General features: G+C 57.4%; 15 protein-coding genes and 1 tRNA gene. All 16 read left to right on the forward strand.

Going from position 1 to position 22,100, the window contains the following annotated elements:
* Nucleotides 1-20 precede the first annotated feature (20 nt).
* The 16 genes from dsbD to HKX41_02420 all read left to right on the forward strand — a co-directional run bounded on the left by dsbD (nt 21) and on the right by HKX41_02420 (nt 22,077).
* Nucleotides 21-1,865 carry a protein-disulfide reductase DsbD gene (gene dsbD / locus HKX41_02345; GenBank protein ID NNC22997.1) on the forward strand — a complete coding sequence of 615 codons (1,845 nt, stop codon included), beginning with the start codon at nt 21-23 and terminating at the stop codon, nt 1,863-1,865.
* Entirely contained in the window at nt 1,865-2,722 is an 858-nt protein-coding gene (locus HKX41_02350; GenBank protein ID NNC22998.1) for a TlpA family protein disulfide reductase, read from the forward strand. The genes dsbD and HKX41_02350 overlap by 1 nt, the downstream gene beginning before the upstream one ends.
* The gene (gene dsbG / locus HKX41_02355; protein ID NNC22999.1) at nt 2,719-3,507 is read left to right on the forward strand and encodes a thiol:disulfide interchange protein DsbG; all 789 of its coding nucleotides are present in this window, start codon (nt 2,719-2,721) and stop codon (nt 3,505-3,507) included. Before HKX41_02350 ends, dsbG begins: the two co-directional genes overlap by 4 nt.
* A 467-nt stretch (nt 3,508-3,974) precedes the next feature.
* On the forward strand, nt 3,975-5,537 hold the full coding sequence (locus HKX41_02360; protein ID NNC23000.1) for an aspartate aminotransferase family protein: 1,563 nt from the start codon (nt 3,975-3,977) through the stop codon (nt 5,535-5,537).
* The gene (locus tag HKX41_02365; GenBank protein NNC23001.1) at nt 5,530-6,885 is read left to right on the forward strand and encodes a SidA/IucD/PvdA family monooxygenase; all 1,356 of its coding nucleotides are present in this window, start codon (nt 5,530-5,532) and stop codon (nt 6,883-6,885) included. The genes HKX41_02360 and HKX41_02365 overlap by 8 nt, the downstream gene beginning before the upstream one ends.
* Nucleotides 6,878-7,528, forward strand: coding sequence for an acetyltransferase (locus HKX41_02370; protein NNC23002.1), 651 nt, complete (start codon nt 6,878-6,880; stop codon nt 7,526-7,528). Before HKX41_02365 ends, HKX41_02370 begins: the two co-directional genes overlap by 8 nt.
* The gene (locus HKX41_02375) at nt 7,525-9,336 is read left to right on the forward strand and encodes an IucA/IucC family siderophore biosynthesis protein (GenBank protein ID NNC23003.1); all 1,812 of its coding nucleotides are present in this window, start codon (nt 7,525-7,527) and stop codon (nt 9,334-9,336) included. The genes HKX41_02370 and HKX41_02375 overlap by 4 nt, the downstream gene beginning before the upstream one ends.
* Before the next feature lie 618 nt (nt 9,337-9,954).
* Nucleotides 9,955-12,099: an FUSC family protein gene (locus HKX41_02380; GenBank protein NNC23004.1), complete on the forward strand. Its 2,145-nt coding sequence runs from the start codon at nt 9,955-9,957 to the stop codon at nt 12,097-12,099.
* A 74-nt stretch (nt 12,100-12,173) separates the two neighbouring features.
* Nucleotides 12,174-13,172, forward strand: a complete 999-nt coding sequence (locus HKX41_02385; protein ID NNC23005.1) for a hypothetical protein — start codon at nt 12,174-12,176, stop codon at nt 13,170-13,172.
* A gap of 203 nt (nt 13,173-13,375) precedes the next feature.
* Nucleotides 13,376-13,462 (forward strand) — tRNA-Leu (locus HKX41_02390).
* 114 nt (nt 13,463-13,576) lie between these two features.
* Nucleotides 13,577-14,512, forward strand: coding sequence for a hypothetical protein (locus HKX41_02395; protein ID NNC23006.1), 936 nt, complete (start codon nt 13,577-13,579; stop codon nt 14,510-14,512).
* The gene (gene galU, locus HKX41_02400) at nt 14,499-15,377 is read left to right on the forward strand and encodes a UTP--glucose-1-phosphate uridylyltransferase GalU (GenBank protein NNC23007.1); all 879 of its coding nucleotides are present in this window, start codon (nt 14,499-14,501) and stop codon (nt 15,375-15,377) included. The genes HKX41_02395 and galU overlap by 14 nt, the downstream gene beginning before the upstream one ends.
* Before the next feature lie 124 nt (nt 15,378-15,501).
* On the forward strand, nt 15,502-18,441 hold the full coding sequence (locus tag HKX41_02405; protein NNC23008.1) for a 2-oxoglutarate dehydrogenase E1 component: 2,940 nt from the start codon (nt 15,502-15,504) through the stop codon (nt 18,439-18,441).
* A gap of 48 nt (nt 18,442-18,489) precedes the next feature.
* Nucleotides 18,490-19,779 carry a 2-oxoglutarate dehydrogenase complex dihydrolipoyllysine-residue succinyltransferase gene (gene odhB / locus HKX41_02410; GenBank protein ID NNC23009.1) on the forward strand — a complete coding sequence of 430 codons (1,290 nt, stop codon included), beginning with the start codon at nt 18,490-18,492 and terminating at the stop codon, nt 19,777-19,779.
* Nucleotides 19,780-19,832: 53 nt separating this feature from the next.
* Complete coding sequence (lpdA, locus tag HKX41_02415; protein NNC23010.1) at nt 19,833-21,272, forward strand: dihydrolipoyl dehydrogenase; 1,440 nt, start codon at nt 19,833-19,835, stop codon at nt 21,270-21,272.
* A 367-nt stretch (nt 21,273-21,639) separates the two neighbouring features.
* Complete coding sequence (locus HKX41_02420) at nt 21,640-22,077, forward strand: hypothetical protein (protein NNC23011.1); 438 nt, start codon at nt 21,640-21,642, stop codon at nt 22,075-22,077.
* Nucleotides 22,078-22,100 lie beyond the last annotated feature (23 nt).

A 22,100-nucleotide genomic window follows, 5' to 3' on the forward strand; every position in this document is an offset into this window, starting at 1 on the left:
ATTTGAAACGCCCGAATGCCATGACACGTATCGCATATTGGTTGCTGCTTTTGCTTGCGGCTTGCCTGGTGTATAGCTCTACGACGCTGGCTGCGGAGGATCAGTTCCTGCCACCGGACAAGGCGTTTTCTTATCAGAAGCAGGTCACCGATAACGGTCGGATCGAGCTGCGCTGGCAGGTCGCCGATGGCTATTATCTGTATCGCTCGCGGATGCAGATTGAAGGCAAGGATGCGTCGATCAAGAAGGTGAAAAAGCCCGACGGCAAGCTGATTCACGATCAATATTTCGGCGACCAGAACGTCTACAACCACGATGTGACTGTAACCATCGATCCGGGGCAAGCCCGGCAGATCGATTTAACCTGGCAAGGCTGTGCCAAGGCTGGTTTATGCTATCCACCACAGCACGCCACGCTCGATGTTCCGACAGACGCCGGCGGCGGATCCACGACAGCATCGGCTGATAAAGCATCCGAGCAAGCGAGCGCTGCCAGCCAGTCACAGGCGCCGCAAACCGCGGCCGAGGCGAATCACCAGAGCGGCGATGACCAAGCACTCGTTAATCGGCTGGCACAGGGGTCGATTGCGTGGACGCTCGCCGTATTCTTCGGGCTAGGGCTGTTATTAGCATTTACGCCCTGTGTGCTGCCGATGGTGCCGATTTTATCCGGCGTCATCGTTGGCGCCGATGCGCGCGGGCTGCGTGGCGCCGTGCTATCGCTGGCTTTCGTGCTGCCTATGGCCGTGACCTATGCCGTATTGGGGGTGGCCGCCGCGCTGGCTGGCGCCAATCTGCAGGCAATCTTGCAGACGCCGGCTGTACTCGGTGCATTCGCGCTGGTGTTCGTGGTGTTGGCGCTGGCGATGTTTGGCGTTTTCGAGTTCCAGCTGCCGGCCGCGCTGCGCGATCGTCTCAATCGCGCCAACGAAAATCGGCGCGGCGGCCATATTGCCGGCGCCGCCGGCATGGGAGTGATTTCAGCAGTGCTCGTCGGCCCCTGTATGACGGCGCCGTTGGCGGGCGCGTTGTTGTATATCGCGCAAAGCGGAGACGTTGTTCTCGGTGGGTTGGCCCTGCTCGCGCTCGGGCTTGGCATGGGCGTACCGTTGCTCGTGGTCGGCACGCTGGGGGCGCAGTTCATGCCACGTCCGGGGCCTTGGATGAATGGCGTGAAAGCGGCGTTTGGTTTCGTGCTGCTGGCCACCGCGCTGTGGATGATCAGCCGTGTCTTGCCGGCATCGGTCACGCTGGGCTTGTGGGGCGTCTTATTCATTGCGGCCGGCTTGGCGATCGGCTGTGCTGTACGTCGACTGGGTTATTCGGCTGGTGTCGGCACTGTGGCGGCGGCTACCGGTGCGCTCGTGCTGGGGCTTTGGGGCGGTCTAATGGTTGTGGGCGCGGCCGGCGGCGCCCACGATCCGATGCGGCCGCTGACGTTTCTAAGCACGGGGTCGGGCGCTAACGCGACGCCAGCCAGCACGGATTTCAACGATCGGTTCCAGCGCGTGCATGATCTCGCGAGCCTGAAGCAGTCGGTGGGTGCCGCCAAGCAACAGGATCAGTGGACGCTCGTGGATTTCTACGCCGACTGGTGCGTGTCGTGCAAGGTGATCGAACGTCAGGTTTATGGCAACGCCAAGGTCCAGAAGGCATTGGCCAACGTTAACCTGGTGCGGCCGGATATAACCGACAATAACCAGGCGATTCGCAAGATGATGGACGCGTTCGATGTCGTCGGACCGCCGACGATCTTGTTCATTGGGCCGGATGGTCAGCGATACCGGTCGGCCCGGATCGTTGGCGAGCTGGACGCCGATGCATTTCTTGAACATTGGCGCCGCGCGCAGCGAGCGGCCTCCTGATGTCGGCGATCAGCATTGGTCCAATCGCGATGCCAGTTGGTCGTGCGCTGCTGCTTATCGCGCTTGGAGTCGCGTTGATCGTCGGCCGGCTCAGCGCGCGCCGCCGCGACGTGCCGATTGTCGACAAGCTGATCGTACTGGCGTTGGTCGCGATTGTGGCTGCGCGGGTAACGTTCGTGCTGCGCTACTGGGGCCACTATGTATCGAGTCCGCTCTCAATTATCGATATTCGGGACGGCGGCTTCGAGTCTTTCGGTGGTCTCATCGCCATGGCCGTATACGCCAGCGTCGTGGCTTATCGTTGGCCGGCCATGCGCCGCCCGCTGGCCATATCATTGTTGGCCGGTGGGCTTGTATGGGGTGGCGCAAGCGGTGGGCTGCATCTGCTGCAGCCGAACCAAATGACGCGTCCCGATATGCCATTAGTGCGCCTCGATGGTGGTGCGACCACACTGGACGAGCTTGCTGCCGAGGCCCCCGGCGCACCGATGGTGGTCAATTTCTGGGCAAGCTGGTGTCCACCATGCCGGGCCGAAATGCCCATGCTGACGGCCGCGCAAAAGGCACGTTCCGGGGTTAGTTTTGTGTTCGTCAATCAAGGTGAACCGCGGGACAAGATCCGGAATTTTCTAAAAACCGAGGCGATTTCGCCGCACAATATGTTGATCGATGATGATCAAGAGCTGGCTCGTGCCGCCAATGTGCAGGCATTTCCGACCACATTATTCTTTGCCGCCGATGGCCATCTAGTTGATCGCCACATGGGCTTATTGTCGCGCGCCACGCTCGCACGCGCGCTGAATCGAATCGATAACACCACAACCCAAAACCAGCGCAATACCAAGGAGAGATCATGATTCGCGTTTTTTTCGCAGCTGCCCTGATTGCCGGCCTATTGGTCGCTAATCCGGCGGGGGCGGCTGATGACGATGTGCCCGCGCCAGTCGCGGCACTGCAAAAGCAGGGCATGAAACTCAGTGGCACCTTCGAAACCAAGGGGGAACTCGCGGGGTATGCCGCGAATTTCAAAGGCCAATCAGTCGCGATCTATGTCACGCCCGATGGCAAACGGGCGATTGTCGGAACCATGGTCGACAGCCAGGGCCGCAATCTGAGCGCGAAACCGTTGCAACGTCTGGTGACAGGTTCGCAACAAAGCAACGTCTGGGGCAAGTTGGCAAAAACGACGTGGGTGGCCGATGGAGCGGACGATGCCGAGCGCATTATCTATATGTTCACCGACGCGAACTGCCCGTATTGCCACAGGTTCTGGCAAAAGGCGAGACCGTGGGTCAACGCCGGCAAAGTCCAGATCCGGCATGTATTGGTCGGCCTACTGAAACCGAGCAGTATGCCCAAAGCCGCATCTATTCTGGCTGCGGATGATCCGTCCAAAGCTCTGGATCGTTCCGAACACAATTATGAGGACGGCGGCATCGAGGCGATGGACAACCCGCCTGACAAAGTCGTCAAAAAGATCGGCCGGAACACCGACTTCATGAAATCACACGGCCTCCACGCGACACCGGCAATCGTCTATCACAACGCGGACGGTGACGTGACGGTCAAACAGGGCGTTCCGCAAGGCGAACAACTGGCCAAGGTGATGGGGTCGCCCAAACCCGAGCAGGAAGGCGATTAGCCTGAAAAAGGCCGCGCCCGTACCAGCCGATCCGGGATAGTCGAGCGGGGAGGGTGGATACGCGCGGCCGCTAGTCTTGGTCGGTGGCAGACAGCTACCGTCGCCGCATATTGACTGCTAGCGAGGCTCGTCGACAGCGGCCGTTCTGCAGCGCGCCTCTTCCGTCCAGCGAGCATACGGATGGTGTGCCGTGGTCGATAGCCGTGGCCCCGGTGGGGTCGCGGCCACCTGGCTCGTCATCGTGACCGCTTATCGGCGCAGCAGGCTGGGATTATCCGGCCATGCATTATTGTCGACCGACACCGGTCCGCTTTCGAACGAATATACGCAGCGATTGCTATTGCACTGCTGCTGCTATCTACATTTGCGAATGATTATTATTCGTATATAATCCAGCTCACCGACATGGGTACCCAGCGTTGGGTGCCACAGGTCAACAGCGGCATCAGTTAGCTGTAAGTGCATCAATGGGAGTTGGAATGACCACATCATCGATAGCGGTGCAGCGGCAAATCTCCGCGTCACCTCCTTTGCTGCTCGATCATCGCGGAGCGGAAAGTCTGGTCGAGCAGAGCCAGATCGCTTTGGATCGTACCGTCGAGGCGGTTCAGTTGGCTCGACATCCGAGTCGCGGCGATCAACCGAGCGACTTGGCAGAGCAGATCACTGCTATCGATCTCGATGCGGCGCCGCTCGGCTTTGAAGCTGCGCTCGACGAGCTGGGCCCGCTGTATTTTGAGCCGGCCGTGTATTTCCATCATCCGCGTTATGTCGCGCATCTGAATTGTCCGGTATTGACCAGTGCGGTCGCGGCAGAAGTTGTCGCTGCCGGTGTCAACACCTCGATGGATACTTGGGATCAAAGCACCGGGGCGACTCTTATCGAGCAAAAGCTCATTGCCTGGACGGCGCATCGAGCCGGCTTGGGGGAGGATGCCGATGGCATCTTTACCAGTGGCGGCACGCAATCGAATCTCATGGCGTTGCTTCTGGCGCGGGATTCTTATGCAAGCCGCTGTTTTGGCAGTGGTTTTATCCAAAAATACGGCCTGCCTGCCGAAGCCTCGCGTTGGCGAATCTTTGCATCCGAACTCAGTCATTTCTCGATCGCTAAGGCAGCTTCGGTGATTGGCCTCGGCGAGCAAGCCGTGGTCTCGGTGGCCGTCGACGTCCAGTGGCGGCTCGATGCGACTGCATTGGCCGAGGCAGTCGCCGCGGCCGAAGCTGATGGCGATATTCCGATTGCGGTTGTCGCGACTTTCGGCACCACGGATTTCGGTAGTTTGGATGATGTGATGGGCGCTGCCCACGTGTCCGAACGGCACGGCCTTTGGCTGCATATCGATGCGGCTTACGGGTGTGGGCTGATGGTTTCGCCGACGCGGGTGCAGGAAACTGCTGTCTTGGCCCATGCCGATTCAATCACCGTTGATTATCACAAATCGTTCTTCCAGCCGGTGGCCTGTAGTGCGCTGATTGTGGCGCGTGGTGCCGATCTCGGCCACGTCACGTATCACGCGGATTATCTGAATCCGGCCGAAGCGGCGGCCGAGGGAACACTGGATCAGGTCAATAAAAGTCTGCAGACGACGCGCCGCTTCGATGCACTCAAACTTTGGATAAGCCTGCGCTCGGTGGGCGTGAGAGCGATCGGTGAATTGTTCGACCGTGGTTTGAAGCTGGCCTATGCAACTTATCGCCGTATGCGATCCGAGCCGCGCTTTGATTTATTGCATACGCCGGAACTGGGCACGATCGTGTTTCGTTTTTATCCGGATCGGGCGCTGTCCGTGACTGACCTGGACGAGCTCAATGATGCGATACGTATCGATCTGGCCGAGCGTGGTGAGGCCATGATCGCGGCCACCCGCGTCGATGGACAGCGTTATCTCAAATTTACGCTGCTCAACGCCGAAACAACGCTGACCCAGATGGCCGAAATCTTGTCTCTGATCGTGTCCAGTGGCGAGCACTTGGTTGCACAGCAGCTAGGCATGGCCAGCGAGCATAAGGCTGCGTCCCATGCGTGACGAACATAATCCGCACGTACACGATGTTATCGGCGTTGGTGTCGGCCCATTCAATTTGGGACTGGCCGCATTAGCGGAGCCGATAACCGAGCTGGATGCCCTGTTTTTAGACGAAAATCAGACGTTCGACTGGCATCCCGGTCTGTTACTTGAAGGCGCGACGCTGCAGACGCCGTTTTTGGCGGATCTCGTAACGTTGGCCGATCCAACGAGCCGTTTTAGTTTTCTCAATTATTTGAAAGCGACGGGCCGCATCTACGCGTTTTATATCCGCGAGCAATTTTCCATCCTACGCGCAGAATACAATCAGTATTGTCGCTGGGTTGTCGAACAACTGGAGTCGGTCATTTTCGATCGGCGTGTGACGGCGATCCACTACGAAGCTCATCGCGGTTGTTACCGGGTGGAAACTCAGCAACTGTCTAGTGGCAGGTGCCATGTCTATTACGGTCGCCGCCTCGTGCTCGGGACCGGGCCGTCGCGTTATGTGCCGGCCTGCTGTCTCGGGGAAGGCGAAGGCGTACTGCATGCCGCCGATTATGTGGCACATCGTGACGAGCTAGCCGCGGCGTCGAATGTTGCGATTGTCGGCTCCGGGCAGAGCGCGGCCGAAATCTTTCAGGATCGTCTGCACTATGCCGGCGATGCACAACGCCTCGATTGGTTTACCCGATCACCGCGTTTTTTCGCCATGGCTTACGACAAACTGACTCTGGAATTAACGTCACCGGAATATATCGACTATTTCCACGAGCTGTCGGAACACAAGCGGGATCAACTATCCAAAGCCCACAAGCCGCTTTACAAAGGTATCGATCGCGACTTGTCAGCCATGATTTACGACACGCTTTACGAAAAGAATGTATACGGCAGCGCCAATGTTGGCATGCAGACGAATGCCAGCCTCGAAGAGGTTTCTCGGGACGCGGAAGGGCGGCTTGTTCTGACATTTATACAGAGCGAGCAGGGTCGATGGTTTAGCCATACCTGCGATGCGCTCATTCTAGCGACCGGCTTTGCACACCGAACACCGGATTATATTGAGCCGATTGTTGATCGGCTGCGTTGGGACGGATCGCAACGCTTTGCCGTCACGCGGAATTACGCTATTGATCATGATGCGTGCGACATTTTCGTGCAAAACGCCGAGTTGCATACCCATGGCTTTACGGCCTCGGATCTCGGTATGGCCTGTTATCGCAATGCCGTAATCCTGCGTGAACTGTTGGGTCGCGAGGTGTATTCGGTCGAACGATCGATTGCTTTCCAGAGTTTCGATGCTCGCAATTACCCGGCACCACAGACCGGAGTGGTTGCGGCTAATAAAGCGGAATCCATTCATGAGTGATCCAAAGACAATAGCCGAACGCACGGTCGGCGGGGTTGGGCACCTGACAATCCGGCCGTTTGCGGGGGGCAATGATATTGCTGCCGCCCATCGCTGGTTGACCGCGCCGCACGCGACTTTCTGGGGCATGCAGGCTAATCGCGAGGCTGATACGAAAGACTATTTCACAGCGATTAACAAGTCGGCGACGCATGAAGCTTGGATGGGGCATCTCGATGGCGAGCCCTATTTTTTGGCCGAAGTCTACGCGCCGGATGCAGATGCTATCGGCGACTATTACCCCGTTGATGCTGGCGATATAGGCATGCACCTGCTTATCGCACCGCCGGAGCAGTATATCCACGGCCTGACCTGGGCGGTATTCACACTCGTTGTCGACACGTTATTTGCACGCGAAGACGTGACTCGGATTGTCGTCGAGCCGGATGTCGAAAACAGCGGTATACATGTATTCAACGAACGCGCGGGCTTTGTTTACGAGCGCCAGATCGCGATGCGCGACAAAACCGCTTGGCTCGCGACTTGCAGCCGCGCGGGCCATCGCTGCGCGATGGCCGAATTATCACCTGTGTACGCCGCGCTTGCCGGACGTCGGGCTGGTTCGGCTGCCACCCATGCCGCCACTTCGGAGGTGTCCCAATGAATGAATTGCCGATCACGGCAAATGAGACCTGTATCCATCATCTGACGCCGGCACATTGGCAGGTCGCCGACGCCGCGTTGGTTGCCAAAATGTTGTCAGAGTTCAGCCACGAAGGTTTATTAGACCCCGAATCCGAAGGCGGCGCCTGGTATCGACTTATCGCTGATGATGGCGAGACCGTCTATCGTTTCGAAGCGCAGCGCTTCGCGCTGTATCACTGGCATATTCGACCCGAACGCATTCAGCGTCTACACCACGGCAGCTATTTAGCATTGGATGCCTCGACACTGCTGAGCGAATTCCACGAGCGGTTGGGCATGTCCGATGCGGTGTTATCGCTCTATCTCGAGGAAATCGCATCGACGCGTTATAGCGCGGCCTTCAAGTGTGCCAATGAACGGCTGAAGGCGAGTGATTTTCCAGCGGCGGATTTTCAGGCCATCGAAGCCGCCATGATGGAAGGGCACCCGGCTTTTGTCGCCAATAATGGGCGCATCGGTTTCTCGGGGGACGATTTCGCAGCCTACGCACCCGAAGCCGCGGCCCCGATTCGGCTGGTCTGGATCGCCGGACATCGCTCGCGACTGACGTACGCCACTGCCGCTGACCGAACGATCGAGACACATCTCGCAGATGAGCTTGGCCAGCGCACGCGGACATACTTCGATGAGCGACTGATGGCCCGTGGCTTGTCGCCGGAAGATTATCAATATCTACCGGTGCATCCGTGGCAGTGGCAACACAAACTTGTGTTCGCCTTCGCCGATGAGATCGCCAGTGGCCATCTCGTATATCTAGGCTTTGGAGCGGATGCCTACCAAGCCCAGCAATCGGTGCGAACCTTGTTTAATCGTGATGTGCCGAGCCGGTGTTACGTCAAGATGAGCCTGTCGATCCTCAATATGGGGTTTTCTCGCGGGCTGTCGCCATACTATATGGGCGGCACGCCGGCGATTACCGATTGGCTGGCGGATCTTGTTGCTGGCGACGCGTACTTACAGGAAAAAGGCTTTTCGACGCTGCGTGAAGTCGCGGCCGTTGGCTACCGCCATCCACGCTTCGACGCGGCATTGCCGCGGACCGACGGCGCCAACAAAATGTTATCCGCGCTGTGGCGCGAGTCACCCGTCACGCGAATCGGCGAGGGCGAATCGCTAATGACGATGGCTGCTCTACTGCACCGTGACACTAACGGCAGCTCGGTTTTGGCCGCCTTCATTGAAGCGGCGGGTGTTGGCGTTCAAGCCTGGGTCGATGCCTGGCTCGATGCCTATATGAGCCCGATCTTGCATTGCTTTTATGCCCATGACCTAGTATTTATGCCGCACGGTGAGAATCTGATTCTCGTGATGCGTAACCATCAGGTGGACCGCGTCATCATGAAAGATATCGCCGAAGAAATCGCGGTGATGAATCCGGACGCCGATTTGCCAGCCGATGTCCAGCGGATAGCGGTTCCAGTGCCGGAAGACTTACGGATGTTATCGATCTTCACTGATCTGTTCGATTTAATATTCCGTTTTGTCGCTCCCATCTTGTCATTTGACTGCGGCTATCCGGAGCAACAGTTTTGGCAGCGTGTGGCGCGATGCATCGAGCGCTATCAGCAGGCACATCCGGAATTCGCGACCAAGTTCGAGGCGTATGATTTGTTTGCACCGGACTTCGCTTGCTCTTGCGTCAACCGACTGCAATTGGCCAATAATCAACAGTTACTTGATCTCGCCGACCCGACGGCCAGTCTGCAATTCCATGGTCGGCTGACGAACCCAGTCGCCGCGATAAGCCATTGTGTACAAACGGCCTGATTAGCCACGAGAGCTCATATACGAGGCCGGTTTTGCCGCCCATCAATCAAGACTTAAACATCGAGCTGCGCTGATTGTTCGGTCAAATGGATCTATCAATTGGTATCTGGGTGTGCTCGTTGAATAATCTTGGCTGCTAGCGATAGCTAGCCTGATCTGATTGACCAGGTTGGCAAATCAGACGGGTGCTGGGGCGTGGCGAGGTGTCGGAATGATTTGCTTGGCGCAAATGTTCTTCGGCTGATGGCGCGTGCCTTAGAACGACGGTAGTCGCGGTCACGCGCAGGTAATGGGGGATCGAGCGAATCAAACAGGTTGCGATTATTGGGCCGGCGGTGTCATGCACCGAGGCAAAACCTATGATGTCGTCATCGGCTAAGCCTTTGAATGTCACGCTACATCTACTTGGCCGGTGATACGTTGAACCGGGCTGCCGAACTTGGCTGAATACGCAAGAATAGGGGGCGGCTAGAAGCTGGTTGTCTTCGCAGCGTTGATTCGTCGATAGGTTATGCCCCCAGGATTAGATAGAACAACTATAAGGTGTAACCGGCTATCCGGTGCTGCCGTGACTTGCAAAGTAATGCCGGCAGGTCGATATCGCGGCGCAGTGGAACGATGCAACGTCTAGCTTGGTTATACGCGCCGTCGACCGACGCGATCCTGTTCGCGCTCCGACTGTGTGTCGCCATGGCACTGACGCTGTATCTCGCGATGTGGTTGCAGCTGGATCGACCCTACTGGGCCGCGCTGGAAGTTGCTGCGATGATGCAACCGATCCCGGGCATGGCCGTTGCACGCGGTTTTGCACGCACAATCGGCACCATTATCGCGGGTTGTGTAGGTCTGCTGCTTGTCGCGTTGTTTGCACAAAGTCTTGTTTTAAGCGGCGCCGCGCTAGCTTTGTGGGTGTCGTTTTGTTCTTTTTTCGCCAGCCTGTCCCGCAACAATCTGATATTTGGCTTTGCAATCGCCGGGTTTTTGACTGGGCTCACGTTGGTTCTCAGCCATACACTCCCGCAGTCACCGTTCGAAATAGCGCTCGCACGCACATCTGAATGTGTATTAGCGGCACTCGTTGCCTCGGCCGTGAATGTGTTGCTGACGCCGCCGGTTTCGGCACGCGGTTACATCCAGGGCCGTGTTCGTCTGCTTCAGTCACTGGGTGCCGAAGTGTTAGGCGTAGGACGTCGGGCGGCAGGGCAGACGGGCGAGGAGGATGGTCGCACCAACACCGCGAGCGCAGACGCCGATCAAGAAAACGATCCGCATGTGTCACTTGATGCGCTTGCCCGACAGGCGTTGGCGCTCGAGCAAACGCGCCGCTACGCGATCTATGAATCGCCCGGCTTTGAGCGCGCCAACCGTTTAGCACGCCATCTCGACTACGAGTTACTGGCGTTGATAAGCGCCATATCGTCGTTGCGCATCTACATTGCCAACCGTATCGGTAAGATCAATGTCGACGTGCTGGTCGAGCTCGACGAGCCCGCCGCCATCATGCGCGATCACCCCGAGGATCCCGTGCGCATACGCCAGGCATTGAATAAAGCGCACGCACGTATTCTGGCGTATACACAGGCGCCCGCCGACGATGAGCAGGAACGACGATTAGCAGACTGGGTTGTTCTCAGTCGAAGTCTCGACCTGACGAACCGTTTGCGCGCGGCGGTCATCAAACATGAAATGCTGATCCATGATCGGCGATCAACATCGAATGAAGCCGAAGCTATACAAGCACGTTTTAGTCAGGCATTGGATGTCAAACATGCATTTCGCAATGCACTTCGCACGCTGGTTGCCGTTTCGTTGGGCGCAACGATCTGGGTCAATTTTCACGATCAGTTATCAGCTGTATTGCTCGTGATACTCCTGTCAGCGTTGACCACCATTTTGGCGACCGTGCCCAGTCCGGTCGCAGCGGCCGGTTTTTTTGGTCGTGGCGCGGCTATCGCGGCTGTCGCCGCATTCGGCGTGGATTTCTTGCTGCTGCCCCAAGCTAGCGGTTTTGTGATGCTCATGCTGTGCCTGTTGCCTATGGTTTTTGCCAGTGGCTTGGCCATGGCGAAACCCGATCCAAAAATCGCTGTCTCCGGCCGCATTTCGCTTATCATGTTTGCGCTGTTGACGCATGTTCAAAATGGCGCGATCCCACCATTTACGACTTACGTCGAGATACTGATAGGGATCACGATGGCGATCACACTGACCATGCTGTCGTTCAAGCTGATTATGCCGGTGTCGCCGAATCAGCGGCTGCGCGAACAGCTGGCTGGTGTTTTCAACGAAATGACGAGAGACCACAAGCAACACTCGCGTGTGCGTTTCGAAACCCGGATGTATGACCGTTTGAGTCAGCTTTCGATGAATGCGGCTGTAAATCCGACACACTTTTCAGCCCGTCAAGCGGTTATGGCGACGCTCAATATGGGGTTGGAGATCCGCAGTTTGCGCGTCTACGCGGAACGCGCGGGTTTTACCCAATCCATTGACCGCTCGATCGACGCCATGGTTGAGCAAATCGGTATTTTCTTTGCCCAACAGTCGCGCACACTGGGCGCAATTAATGCGTTACAGAACCAAGCACACGACCTTGCTCAACAAATGAGCCAGTCGGCGGTACTCGTCGAATCACCGGCGAGACGGCGTCTTGCTATTCGTGCCGCAGTGTCGGCGGAATTGGTGGCTTCGGCAGTCGCCGATTATGGGGTGGCTTTCGAGGCAAGCCAGTCGGCGAAATTGGATCCAGTCGGCGCGGTGTAGCCAAGCGATCGACGAACAGTCCTGACCGGGCAGCCGCATGGAGCTAGTGTGATAGTCGCTAACAAATCAATGTCATGTCGGCATTGCATTGCCTGTTAATCAATTCCGAAGAACTGTATTTATCGATCATCATGGAACAACCAGTGCAGACGAACCCCGCCCAAGCTGTAATTGCCCACCGTGGTGGCAGTGGACTGCGTCTCGAAAATACTTTAGCTGCCTTTGATAATGCCATAGCCGCCGGTTGCGACGGGGCGGAATTGGACGTTCACCTGACGGCCGACAATGCTTTGGTTGTTCACCACAATGCGCAACTCAATCACCGCTACACGAAAGCGCCGGACGGTCAATGGCTAACGCGTGATACTCAGCCCAAAATTGCCGATTTGACTTTGGCCGAGGTGCAACATTACCGGCTTGGACCGCCCAATCCGGACACTGATTACGCAGCTAGTTTTCCGGATCTGGTAGTGGATTATGAACAGTGGATTCCGACACTTGCTGAAGTAATCGATCGAGTTCAAACGCTTTCAAATAGCTTTCAACTGGTTATTGAAATCAAGTCGAGTTGTTTGCTCGACCCGCACGGCCGGGATTGGCAACCCCAGGTCGAAGCGATAGCGGCAACGGTTCAACAGTACGCATTCGCCCACCGTGCGATCCTGTGCGGCTTCGATTGGCGTTCGCTTCGCTACGCGCGAACGCTTTTGCCTACCGCCGCGCTTTGGATGAATACACATCCATTCGACTGGCTACGTGCCGATGCCGCGTCGGCTTCCGATTTACCTATCGGGAAGTCTTTCCTTGAAGCGCTGCGTGTGAGCTACGCTGCGGGCGCGCCATGGTATGACGGCTTGCAACCGCACTGTGCCGATGATGCCGGGCGTGCGGTAAAAGACGCAGGCGGCGATTGTTGGTTCGGCTATTACAGCGATTGCACTGATAGTGCGATCGACAGCGCACGGCGCGTCAACGTCGATGTAGGCGCCTGGACAGTCAATTTGCGGGATCCCGATAAACGCGCCGCGTTGCGAAGCCGCGCTCTAGATGCTGTTTGTGTCGACTATTTTTAACCCGCGCTGCACGATTATCAGCTGCCGGTAAAAGCCCGCATAGCCAATAGGGTGCGCGCGCCAGGACGGGCTTACCGGCCGGTCACTCGATGTGCTGTTGATCGGCAGCCGTGCATTTTCGGGGTGCCGATACTATTGCAGCGCATGGTTTAAGCCAGACCACCGTATGGCAAGTCATAATACGTTGCTACAATTCGCGTCTTGCCCGGATGGCGGAACTGGTAGACGCATGGGACTTAAAATCCCTGGGCCGCAAGGCCGTGCGGGTTCGATCCCCGCTCCGGGCACCAGCGATCATGCGCAGCGATGCATGTTCGGATCCACGTTAGCGCCAAGCATCGGGTTGGGTGCCGGCCGCTATTGGCGTAGATTACGCAGCGCACATTCAGATTGTCATTCGCTGCGTGCTTGATCTCGAGTTTAAACAGCCGCCAGTCGTAGCCCGCGGTTATGCGGGCGCTATCCGGAATGCAGTCCGGCGTCGTAGCGCCGGCTCTCTGCCTGATGTAGCGCGCGCCCAGGCGGCCAAGACTGCAATTGATCGCCGACGGGCGGCGAACTACAACGCGGTTTGTGGTTTCGGCAACGATGACATCGTGGCGTTCACCTATCCGCATGTGCTGGCTTTCGGCCTGCATATGGCGATTATGGCGCACCGCGATTTCCCGTTGAGTGTGCTCGGGCTAATCCACACCCATAACCGGATCCGGCGCTATCGACACATACGCTTCGATGAGCTGCTTAGCTTTTCAGTGCAGATCGATAACTGGCGAGCGCTCGATACTGGTTACGAGTTCGATATTGATACATGGTGCTACGCATACGCACCGGACGTGGGCGTGGTTGGTGAGTTGGTCTGGACCGAGCGCTCGACAATGCGCGCGCCCGAGCGTAGCGGTGGTTACGCGCAGTTAAGTGACAAGCCGTTACCCGAACTGTCATGGTCGACTTATGAAAAATGGTTGATGTCAGCCGATCTGGGCCGACGATATGCCCGTGTGTCGGGTGACTATAACCCCATCCATTTGGGCGCTGCGCCGGCACGTATGTTTGGATTCAAATATCCGATCGCCACAGGAATGTGGCTTCAGGCGCGAGCAGTGGCCGTGCTTGAACCGTATTGGGATCAGGCAGAGGCCGAGGCGAGTATCACTTTCAAAAAACCGGTACCACTACCCGCCGAGCGGGAATTTGTGGTCGACGATCATGTCGTAAGTGGCATGTCGTTCGGTCTTATCGACCGCGATTCGCGAGCCGTGCACATCCGGGGTAGCTTCGGCTCACTAACTGATCATTCATCCCCGGAATATACCGAGGAGCAAGATAATGCAAATTCGTAAGGCAGTATTTCCGGTTGCTGGGCTTGGCACACGCTTTTTGCCGGCAACCAAGGCCAGTGCGAAAGAGATCTTGCCGGTCGTCGACAAACCTTTAGTGCAGTACGCGGTCAAGGAGGCGATCGCGGCTGGCGCCGAGGAAATGGTGTTCATCACGAGCCACACTAAGAACTCGATCATGGACCATTTCGACCGCGACTATGAGCTGGAATCCGTCTTAGAAGCCGACGGCAAGCAAGAGTTGTTGACGGCGGTCAAAGACGTTTTGCCGGACGGTATCAATTGTGTCTATATCCGCCAGGCCGAACAAAAAGGTCTTGGCCATGCCATTCGCTGTGCTTTGCCGGCAGTCGGTGATCAGGATTTCACCGTGATTCTTGCCGACGACTTGATTGCCAATGGTTTCCAACCCGTGACCGCGCAGATGCACCGGGTCTATCAGGGCTACGGTACGAGTGTGGTCGCGGTCCAACGCGTGCCGGAATCCGAGACGCATAAGTACGGCATCGTGCAAGCGCGCGAGATCGAGCCGGGTGTTTCGGAGATTGAAAAGATCGTGGAAAAACCCGATCCGAGTGAGGCGCCTTCGAATTTGGCCGTGGTCGGCCGCTATATCCTGTCACCGCGTATCTTTCGCCTGCTCGACAAGACCGGCTTCGGTGCCGGTGGTGAAATCCAATTGACCGATGCCATCCATACTCTGATGAGTGAGCAAACGGTGCTGGCTTACGAGTTTGAAGGGGTGCGCTACGACTGCGGCAGTAAACTGGGGTATCTGCAGGCCAACGTGGAAATGGGCCTCCATCACCCCGAGATCGGCGACGAATTTCGAAATTATCTCAAAGACTTCGCGTCGAATCTGGATTAAGATACCTTACAAGCGTTGCTTAAAGCTATCGTGACCCCGCCTTGAAAGGGCGGGTTTGTTATCATGCAATCTGCGAGATGCTTTGGCTCGACAAACTTAAAATTCGCCGTACCGCGTCGACCTTATGAATAACGAGCTTAACGACCAATTCATTGCCAGCTCTGCCTTGTTCGGTGCTAACGCGGCTTATGTCGAGGCATATTACGAACAATATCTCCACGACCCGGATAGCGTTGATGCTGCCTGGCGTGACTATTTCGATCGCTTGCATGTCGAGCAGGCTCAAGCCGAGGTCGCCCATGGGCCGATCCGCGAGTCTTTCGTTGACACTGGCGCTAGCGCAGCGCAGGGCGCCAAGCGCGGGGGCGATCAGGGGATGTCGGCACTGGCGGCCGAGAAGCAAGCCGCGGTCCTACGCCTGATCAACTATTATCGGGTGCGCGGTCATCAGGTGGCGGACCTCGATCCGCTCGGCTTGGCCGAGCCGCCCCACGTTGCCGATCTCGATCCGGCCTTTCATGGCCTCGATAAATCCGACATGCAGTCAACTTTTAATGTTGGCTCATTGTTCGCGAGCCGCAATGAGATGCGGCTCGACGAAATCATCGACTTTTGCCAGCGCGCTTACACGTCGACGATCGGCAGTGAGTACATGCACCTGACGGATACCGATCAAAAACGCTGGATTCAGCGTCGGATCGAATCGTCGGTAGATAAAACGTTGTTCGATAGCAGTGAAAAACGCGAGATGCTGCGGCAGCTGACCGCAGCCGAAGGCATCGAGCGTTATCTGCATACCAAATATGTCGGCCAGAAACGCTTCTCATTAGAAGGCGCCGATAGCATGGTGCCGGCGCTGGATGAACTGATCCGCTCGTCGGCTCACCATAACGTCGATGAAATGGTCGTCGGCATGGCCCACCGTGGTCGACTGAACGTGCTGCTGAACGTGCTCGGCAAATCACCCGAAGAATTGTTCTCGGAGTTCGAAGACGACTACGACGTCAATGACATCGAGATGTCGGGTGATGTTAAGTACCACCTCGGTTTTTCCACCGATATCGAATATGACAACAAGCGTGTACATCTAACGCTTGCCTTCAATCCGTCGCATCTGGAAGCCGTCAATCCCGTGGTGCTCGGTTCGGTGCGCGCACGCCAGACACTTCGGGGTGACGACAACGGCGAGACCGTGTTGCCGGTTCTGATTCATGGCGATGCGTCGTTCGCCGGGCAGGGCATTGTGATGGAAACGCTGCAGTTGTCGCAGGCCGAAGGCTATGCGACCGGCGGCACGGTGCACTTCGTTATGAATAATCAGGTCGGGTTCACTATGAACAGCCCGATCGAGCTGGGTGATGCACGCTCCTCGCGTTCGTCGCGCTATTGCACGGACATCGCCAAAATCCTCGAAGCGCCTGTGTTTCACGTTAACGGGGACGACACCGAGGCTGTGGTTTACGCTACGCGTCTGGCCATGGAATTCCGCAATACCTTCAACAAGGATGTGTTGGTAGACGTGGTTTGCTATCGGCGCCAAGGCCATAACGAAGCGGACGAGCCAGCTGTCACCCAGCCTCTGATGTATCAGGCCATCAAGAACACGCCCACGACGCGCAAACGTTATGCGCGCCGGCTCGAGGCCGAAGGCATTATCCAGGAAGATGCTGGCAAGACATTCCTGGACGATTACCGTGCCGGTCTGGATCAGAACGAGCATATCTATCGATCGACGCTCGGTTTTGTCGGCAACGACTACACCGTGGATTGGAAGCGGTTCAGCCAAGGCAAGTGGTCCGAGGTTGTGGATACGGCCGTGCCGGTCGACCGGATCCAGACGGTGGCTGGACGCCTGCACGACTTGCCCGAAGAATTTACGCTCCACAAACGTGCCCAGCGCATCATCGACGATCGCCGTAAGATGACGGCCGGAGGGCAACGGATCGACTGGGGATTCGCCGAGCATATCGCTTACGCCACGCTGATCGACGATGGTTACTCGGTGCGGCTATCTGGCCAGGACTCTGGTCGGGGCACCTTTTTTCATCGCCACTCGGTCCTCTACGATCAAGGTAGCGGTAAGCACCACGTGCCGCTTAAGCACATCAGGTCCGAGAATCGCTACGCGTTCACGGTTAATGACACCTTGCTTTCCGAGGCCGGTGTGGTCGGCTTCGAATACGGTTATGCCACCGCTGACCCCGATACGCTGACCATCTGGGAAGCACAGTTCGGCGACTTTGTTAATGGCGCTCAGGTATTGATCGACCAGTTCATTGCCAGTGGCTACGCCAAATGGGGCCGGATGTGCGCGCTGACCATGTTTTTGCCCCACGGTTACGAAGGTCAGGGGCCGGAACACTCATCAGCGCGTCTGGAACGCTTCCTGCAACTCTGCGCCGAACGCCATATGCTGGTGACGGTACCGTCGACGCCAGCGCAATGGTTCCATCTATTGCGCCTGCAGATGATTCGCGATCTGCGCATGCCGCTAATCGTCCTTTCACCCAAGAGCTTACTGCGGCATCCGATGTCGACGTCGACGCTTGAGGATTTGTCCGAAGGTCGGTTTGAATTCGTTATTGACGACCCGGCCGAGCTGGATCGCGACAAAGTCGAACGCATCGTGTTCTGCAGCGGCAAGGTGTTTTTCGACTTGTACAAAGCCCGGGACGAGCGCGAAATCGATAATGTGGCGCTGGTTCGCATCGAACAGCTCTACCCGTTTCCGGCGGAAGACTACGCTGCGGTATTAAATGGCTACCCCAACGCTTCGGAGGTGGTGTGGTGCCAGGAAGAGCCGGAAAATCAAGGTGCGTGGTATCAAATCAAGCACCGGTTGCAGGTGCCGCTCGCTGACCACCACGCCTTGCTGTACGCCACACGCCCGGGGGCGGCGACCACTGCGGCCGGCTATCACCAATTGCATGTTAAGCAGCAAAACGCGGTGATCGAAGCTGCATTGACCGGTGGTGAGCCACTGATCGAGCGAGGTTCGGTCAAGGCTGATCCGCGTGGCAAGAAACGTGGCGCTCAAGCGACCCAGACATCGAAAACCGCCTGACGCGCGCCGAGCACTATATTCGAAAACAACCTATCAGGATCCTGTTTCATGGCTACAGAAGTCAAAGTTCCCGAGTTGCCGGAATCGGTTACCGAAGCATCCGTCGGTGAGTGGCAAAAAAGCGCTGGCGATAAAGTCGAGCGTGATGAAAACCTGATCGACCTGGAAACCGACAAGGTCGTATTGGAAACGCCGGCACCTGCGGATGGTGTGATAGCCGAAATACGAGCATCGGCTGGTGACACGGTCCACGCCGGCGATGTGCTCGCGCTAATTGACGAAGGGGTGAGTGCAACGGGTGGCGATCAAGCTGAGGCACAGCCGCAGCCTGAAGCGTCGAGTGCTACAACGGAAGCGGCGTCGGATGATACGGCCTCGGCGTCCGCTAGCGACGTGGCCAGCCCAGCGGCGCGTAAGATCATGGACGAAGGCGGGGTCGACAGCGGTGACGTATCCGGCTCGGGTCGGGACGGACGCATCACGAAGGACGACGCTAACCGGGCTGCGGCTGGTGAGAGCGCTGGCAAGGCCGACTCGGCACCAGCAGCGGATGGGGCCGCACCCAAATCTGACGGGCAAAGCGCCACCCAGGGCGACGCAATGGGCGAGCAGAGCGCGTTTGCGCAAAATGGAGAAGAGCGGCGCGAACAGCGCGTGCCCATGACGCGTATCCGTAAGCGCATCGCCGAGCGGCTTCTGGATGCGAGTCAGAACACTGCCATGCTGACCACGTTCAACGAACTGGACATGCAAGAGGTGATGTCTGTTCGCAGCCGTTACAAAGAACAGTTTCAGAAACAAAACGATGTAAAGCTTGGTTTTATGTCGTTTTTCGTGACGGCTGCAGTGGAGGCCTTGAAGCGCTATCCAGCCGTCAACGCTTCCATAGACGGCGGCGACATCGTCTACCACGGCTATTACGATATCGGGCTCGCTGTGTCCTCACCGCGCGGGCTTCTTGTGCCGATCCTGCGCGACGCCGATACCCAGTCGTTCGCACAGATCGAAGGCAGCGTGCAAGACTTTGGAGAGCGCGCTCAATCGGGCAAGATCGGTGTGGATGAGCTGACCGGTGGCACATTCACGATCACCAACGGCGGCATATTCGGATCCTATATGTCGACCCCCATTGTCAATCCGCCGCAGGCGGCGATTCTCGGTATGCACGCGACACGCGAGCGACCGGTCGTGGTGGACGGCGAGATACAGATCCGCCCGATCATGATGCTGGCGCTGTCCTACGACCACCGCCTCATCGACGGCCGAGAAGCGGTATTGTTCCTGCGTACGATCAAGGAGCAGCTCGAGGACCCGGCGCGGCTTCTGCTGCAAATCTAGGAGTTTGTCGCGCGACGTAAGAGTGTTGCGCCGACGCGTTGAAAAGGATTGTCATGAGCGACCATTACGACGTCATTGTTATCGGAGCCGGCCCAGCCGGCTATAGTTGCGCCATTCGTGCTGCTCAGCTAGGGCTTTCAACCGCATGTGTCGACAAATGGCAGGACGGCGAGGGCAAATCTTCGCTCGGTGGCACTTGCTTGAACGCCGGCTGCATTCCGTCCAAAGCGCTATTGGAGTCGAGTGAACTCTTCGAGCTTGCGGGTTCGGAATTCGCCAGCCATGGCATCCAGGTTGGCCAGCTCAGTCTCGATCTGGCGACTATGCAAAAGCGTAAAGCCGGCATTGTCAGCGAGTTAACCGGCGGTATCGGCGGCCTGTTCAAGGCTAACGGTGTGGCCTGGCTGGCGGGTGAGGCCGAGGTCCAAGGTACCGGCCGCGTGCATTTCGAGCCAAGTAATGGCGAGGCGACGGATTTAACGGCGGATAATATCGTTATCGCTGCCGGCTCGGAGCCGACTAAACTCGACATCGCACCGCTCGATGGCGATCGTGTTCTGGATTCGCGTGGTGCACTTGAAATGACCGAGGTGCCCGATCGGCTTGGCGTTATCGGGGCTGGATATATTGGCGTGGAGCTCGGTAGCGTCTGGTCACGTCTTGGCGCCGATGTCACGCTGCTGGAAGCGCTGGACGACTTCATGCCGATCGCGGATCGCGGCGTTGCCAACGAGGGATTAAAACAGTTCAAAAGCCAAGGGTTGGATATTCAGCTCGGCGCGCGGGTAACCAGCGTAGACGTTGGCTCCAGCGAAGTTGAAGTTACCTATCAATCAGGCAACGAGACCAAGAGTCAGACTTTCGATCGGATTGTGATCGCTGTCGGGCGACGGCCGCATACGGCGAATCTCTTGGCCGACAGCGCGCAGATTACACTGGACGACCGTGGTTTTATCGACGTCAGCGACGATTTTCGAACCAGCTTGCCTGGCGTCTATGCCGTCGGCGACGTGATTGGCAGCCCCATGCTCGCGCATAAAGGCATGGAAGAGGGCGTTGCGGCCGCGGAGCAACTGACCGGCCAATTACCGCACGTCAGTTATCGGACCATTCCATCGGTGGTTTACACCGAACCGGAAATGGCCTGGGTCGGCGATAGCGAGGCCGACTTGAAAGCCGGCGGTATCGCCTATCGAAGTGGGCAGATCCCGTTTGCGGCCAACGGCCGCGCCAAGGCGCTTGGCAACCAGGCTGGTTTCGTCAAGATATTGGCTCACGCTGAGACAGACGAGGTGCTCGGTGCCCATATGATTGGGCCGAACGTCTCCGAGTTGGTCCAAGAAATCGTGGTCGCCATGGAGTATCGCGCGGCCAGCGAAGACATAGCGCGCATCGTTCACGGTCACCCGACGCTTGGTGAGACCGTACACGAGGCGGCACTGGCGGTCGATGATCGACCGATCCATTTCCCGCCGCCGAAGAAACGCGGCTAAACACCACGGCGAGCGTCGCGTCACGCGGCGCTCGGCCGATCAGTACCCCGCGACGTTGATTGGTCATGATGGCCATCAACGATGCAATCCCCTGGTCGAACACTTAGAAACTTGTTCGAAAACTGTCATCTTCCTTAATATCACGGGGTATGAAATAGTATCCGGGTGACATCAGTCGTGAACAGTTTGGATTGCTCCACTGTATTCTCGGCGCAAGCGTATACAACCCCATAATCGTCCCCGTGCCTCTATACGACCGGGTTCAGAACTATCTGGCTGACGCTCACGAGCAATGTGGCATGGACGCGCCGGCTGGCGCGCGCCGATCTGTGACACCGCGGTAGCGATCTGATAACAAGGAAGAAACATGAATTGCCAACGCGACTTTAAGGCCGTCGTGGTGGGGTTGGTCACAGCCATTCTCACTGCAGCGTTCATGCTCATGGCGTTCAAGCAGGGTGTCTCGCCGCTGCCCGAGCCGCTGGGACTGGCCTTCGCCGAGGCCATATTTGGCACCACACTGCCCAACTCGGTGGGCTTCGAATTCCATGCGGCCTGGGTAATCCTGTGGACGCTGGTGTACGCACGTCTTTCCCCCGGAATTCGTTTCTCGCACGCGCTATATCTAGCGGCGGCCTTGTGGTTGTCTGCACTGGTGATCTTTATGCCCGTCGCCGGTTGGGGCTTTCTTGGCCTGGGGGTGACGCCCAAGCTGATCGTCGCCGCGATCGTGCCGCACGTGCTGTTTGCGGTGTTCATGTGGGGAGGCTGCCGATTACTCGGCATGGCCGAGCGCGCGCGATGACGCGCTTCTAATTTGCCAGCGCC

The sequence above is a fragment of the Salifodinibacter halophilus genome, from assembly GCA_012999515.1.
GTDB classification, from domain to species: domain Bacteria; phylum Pseudomonadota; class Gammaproteobacteria; order Nevskiales; family Salinisphaeraceae; genus Salifodinibacter; species Salifodinibacter halophilus.